Source organism: Desertihabitans aurantiacus, from assembly GCF_003344635.1.
In the GTDB taxonomy this organism is placed as follows: domain Bacteria; phylum Actinomycetota; class Actinomycetes; order Propionibacteriales; family Propionibacteriaceae; genus Desertihabitans; species Desertihabitans aurantiacus.
On record NZ_QPKK01000296.1, the window covers coordinates 1 to 4330 of the forward strand.

3 protein-coding genes and 1 pseudogene are annotated in these 4330 nt (G+C 71.1%); 2 read left to right on the forward strand and 2 right to left on the reverse strand.

What is annotated here, in order from left to right; translation table 11 throughout:
• Positions 1–392 (reverse strand): putative acetyltransferase (locus DVA66_RS17590; RefSeq protein WP_456297819.1); only part of this gene is annotated, 392 nt, incomplete at its 3' end.
• Positions 393–436: 44 nt separating this feature from the next.
• Positions 437–3199 (reverse strand): pyruvate dehydrogenase (acetyl-transferring), homodimeric type, encoded by a 2763-nt coding sequence (aceE, locus tag DVA66_RS17595; RefSeq protein WP_114561221.1) that lies wholly within the window; start codon positions 3197–3199, stop codon positions 437–439.
• A gap of 287 nt (positions 3200–3486) precedes the next feature.
• On the opposite strand from aceE, the gene DVA66_RS17600 reads away from it, so the two are divergent.
• Positions 3487–3864, forward strand: coding sequence for a DUF3052 domain-containing protein (locus DVA66_RS17600; RefSeq protein WP_269801640.1), 378 nt, complete (start codon positions 3487–3489; stop codon positions 3862–3864).
• A gap of 19 nt (positions 3865–3883) precedes the next feature.
• Positions 3884–4318 (forward strand): annotated as a pseudogene (locus DVA66_RS17605) (redoxin domain-containing protein); the annotation flags it as partial.
• Between the last annotated feature and the right edge of the window lie 12 nt (positions 4319–4330).

Consider the following 4330-nt stretch of genomic DNA (forward strand, 5'->3'; position numbering starts at 1 on the left):
GGCAGCCCGCGCTCGGCGTACCAGCCCCGGCACAGCTCGACCGCCGCCCGCCAGCCGCGTCCCGGGGCGCCGACCGCGAGCACCGAGTTGGCCCGGCGGGTCCAGCCCCCGGCCGCCCGCAGGGTCCAGTCACCCAGCGCCGCCCGGTCCGGTGCCGGCCAGCTCGCGTCGGCCAACCGCTGCAGCACCGCGACGTCGGCCGCCATCGGGTCGAACGGCACCGCCGGGGGTGGTGGCACCTGCTTGACCGCGACCACGGCGTCCCGGGCCACGGTGACGTCGCCGCGGCGGGTGCGCACGACGAGGACGCCCTCGGAGACCTCGACGAGGTCTCCGAGGGCGTCGGAGAGCGGCGGCTCGGCGCCGGGCTCCGGGCGGCGGTGGCGCACCACCACCCGGCTCCCGACGGGCGGCAGCCCGGGGAGGTCGGCTGCGCTCAGGCGCCCGCCCCCTCCTGGGTGATGCCGTAGGCCGAGGTCGGGTCGCCCAGGTCGTACGTCGCGAAGGCCTCGGCGGCCGCGCCCTCGCGGTACTTCCCCTCCTTCTCCAGCGCGGCCAGGGTGGCCACCACGATCGACTCGGCGTCGGTCTGGAAGAAGCGGCGGGCGGCGGCGCGGGTGTCGGCGAAGCCGAAGCCGTCGGTGCCCAGGGAGTACCAGGGGGCCTCGACGTACTGCTGGATCTGGTCCGGTACGGCCCGCATGTAGTCGCTGACCGCCACCAGCGGACCCTCCGCACCCCGCAGCTTCGAGGTGACCCAGGGTGTCCGCTTCTCCTCACCGGGGTGGTTGAAGTTCCAGTGGTCGACCTCGAGACCCTCGCGGCGCAGCTCGTTCCACGAGGTCACCGACCAGACGTCGGCGTCCACGTTGAACTCCTCGGCCAGGATCCGCTGGGCCTTCAGCGCCGCCGGCACGGCGACGCCGGAGGCCAGCACCTGGGCGCGGGCGTTCTGCCCGGTGGCCTCGGCCTTGCGGTACAGGTGCATGCCCTTGAGGATGCCCTCGACGTCGACGTCGGGCTCCGGCCCCGGCTGGGGCACCGGCTCGTTGTAGACGGTCAGGTAGAAGATGACGTTCTCCCCACCCGGGTGGTCGGGGTTGTCGTAGTCGTACATCCGCCGCAGACCGTCCTTGACGATGTGGGCGATCTCGAAGGCGAAGGCCGGGTCGTAGTGCACCACCGCGGTGTTCGTGCTCGCCAGCAGCGGGGAGTGGCCGTCGGCGTGCTGCAGGCCCTCACCGGTCAGCGTGGTCCGCCCCGCGGTGGCCCCCATCAGGAAGCCGCGGCCGAGCTGGTCGGCCATCGCCCAGATGAAGTCGCCCACCCGCTGGAAGCCGAACATCGAGTAGAAGAGGAAGACCGGGATCATCGGCTCGCCGTGGGTGGCGTAGGCCGTGCCGGCGGCCGTCATCGAGGCCAGCGCGCCGGCCTCGGAGATGCCCTCGTGCAGCAGCTGGCCCTGCTCGGACTCCTTCCACGACAGCAGCAGCTTGCGGTCGACCGACTCGTAGTTCTGACCGTGCGGGTTGTAGATCTTCGCCGTCGGGAACATCGAGTCCATGCCGAAGGTGCGGAACTCGTCCGGGGCGATCGGCACGATCCGGTGCCCGATCTCCTGGTCGCGCATGAGGTCGCGCAGCAGCCGCACGAAGGCCTGGGTGGAAGCCACCTTGACCTTCTCGTTCATCGGCTCCATCAGCGGCGCGTACACCTTGTCGCCGGGGAGCTTGAGCACCTTCGGCTTGACCCGGCGCTCGGGCAGGTAGCCGCCGAGGACACGGCGGCGCTCCTGCATGTACTGGATCTCGTCGGAGTCCTCGCCGGGGTGGAAGTACGGCGGGTTGTAGGCGTCGGTGAGCTGGGAGTCGGGGATCTCCAGGTAGAGCCGGTCCCGGAACGCCTTGAGGTCGTCGGTGGTCAGCTTCTTCATCTGGTGGGTGGCGTTCTTCGCCTCCAGGGCGTCGATCGTCCAGCCCTTGACGGTCTGGGCCAGGATCACCGTCGGCTGCCCGACGTGCTCCTGGGCGGCCTTGAACGCGGCGTAGACCTTGCGGTAGTCGTGCCCGCCGCGCGACAGCTTCTTGATCTGGTCGTCGGACATGTCCTGGACCATCTTCGCCAGCCGCGGGTCGTCGAAGAAGTGCTGGCGGATGTAGCTGCCGTCCTCGACCGAGTAGGTCTGGAACTGCCCGTCCGGGGTGGTGTTCAACTTGTTCACCAGCGCACCGTCGGAGTCCATCGCCAGCAGCGGGTCCCAGTCGCGGCCCCACAGCACCTTGATGACGTGCCAGCCGGCGCCGCGGAAGATCGACTCCAGCTCCTGCACGATCTTGCCGTTGCCCCGGACCGGCCCGTCGAGCTGCTGCAGGTTGCAGTTGATGACGAAGGTGAGGTTGTCCAGGCCCTCGCGCGAGGCCACGCCGATCGCGCCCAGGGACTCCGGCTCGCCCATCTCGCCGTCGCCGAGGAAGGCCCACACGTGCTGGTCGGAGGTGTCGGCGATGCCTCGGTGCTGCAGGTAGCGGTTGAACCGCGCCTGGTAGATCGCGTTCATCGGGCCGATGCCCATCGACACCGTGGGGAACTCCCAGAACGACGGCATCGAGCGCGGGTGCGGGTAGGAGGACAGGCCGTTACCCGGGCCGCGGGAGACCTCCTGGCGGAAGGAGTCCAGGTGGTCGGTGGTCAGGCGTCCCTCGAGGTAGGCCCGGGAGTAGATGCCGGGGGAGGCGTGGCCCTGGATGAGGACGTGGTCGCCACCGCCCGGGTGGTCCTTGCCGCGGAAGAAGTGGTTGAAGCCGACCTCGTACAGGCTGGCCGCGCTCTGGTAGGAGGCGATGTGGCCGCCGACCTCCAGGCCCTTGCGGTTGGCCTTGGAGACCATGATCGCGGCGTTCCAGCGGATGTAGGCGCGGATCCGGCGCTCGACGTGCTCGTCACCGGGGAACCACGGCTCGTCCTCCGGCGGGATGGTGTTGATGTAGTCGCTGCTGCGCAGGGCCGGCAGGCCCACCTGGCGCTCACGGGCGTGCTCGAGCAGCTTGAGCATGATGTAGCGCGCCCGCTGCTTGCCCTTGTCGTCCAGCATCCCGTCCAGGGAGTCCAACCACTCCTGGGTCTCCTCCGGGTCGATGTCCGGAAGCTGGCTCGGAAGTCCCTCGGCCGTGATGCCGGGCCGTTCGCCAGGACGTGCCATGTGGCGGCTCCTATCGCTGTGCTTTCTCGTCCCCGGTAGGGGACCACCGCGGGCCAGTTTGTCACCTGCGGCAGACGATCCCTAAACCGGTCGGCCGCTGGGACGCCCGTCGCGGCGGGCCCGCGCACCCCGCCAGCGGGGTGGTTCACAACCGCTGCGGCGACATGGCACGCTGATCACCACACAGCCCGCCGGCCGGTGGGCAGGACCAGGAAGGCACAGGGGAAGAGTCGGTGACCACGAACGCAGGATCCTCGGAGGGCAGGACGGCTCCCGCGGCTGACCGCTTGAACGTCCGTGAGGGCATGGTCGTGCAGGAGCTCGGCTGGGACGACGACGTGGACGACGACCTCCGGATCGCCTTCGAGGACGCCATCGACGGCGAGCTGGTCGAGGAGGCCGTCGAGGCCGTGGACGTGGTGCTGCTGTGGTGGCGCGACGGCGACGGTGACGTGGTCGACGGTCTGGTGGACGCGCTGACCGACCTCTCCAACTCCGGGTTCATCTGGCTGATGACGCCGAAGGTGGGCCGCGACGGCCACGTCGACCCGGCCGACATCGCCGAGGGTGCGGTGACCGCGGGGCTGAGCCTGACCACCACCGCCGCGCTGTCCGACGACTGGGCCGCCAGCAAGCTGGTACGCCCCAAGGGCAGCCGTCGCTGAGCTCGCGTCGGGCGCGCCGGCGCCCGACTTCACCACCCGTGACCAGCACGGCCGCCCGCACACCCTGTCTGCGCTGCGCGGGTCGCCGGTGCTGCTGGTCTTCTTCCCCTGGGCCAACACCCCGGTCTGCTCCACCGAGCTGCTCGCGCTGCAGGAGCGGCTGCCGCGCTACGCCGCCGCCGGTGGGGCGGTGCGGGCGCTGTCGTGCGACTCCATCTACTCCCTGCGCGCCTTCGCCGACGCGCTCGGGCTGGACGTCCCGCTGCTCAGCGACCACTGGCCGCACGGGAGGATCGCCAGCGCCTACGACGCCTTCGACGCCGAGCTGGGCTGCGCCCGCCGGGTCAGCGTGCTGGTCGACGCCGCGGGCCGGCTCGCCTGGCGCGACGCCGCCGAGCACGGGGACGCCCGCGACCCCGACGCCCCGCTGCGGGCGCTGGACCGGCTGGGCTGAGCCGGCCCGGCA

What these genes read in the sequence shown, in the direction of transcription:
- aceE (WP_114561221.1), bottom strand. Translation starts at nt 3,199, where the DNA reads ATGGCACGTCCTGGCGAACGGCCCGGCATCACGGCCGAGGGACTTCCG.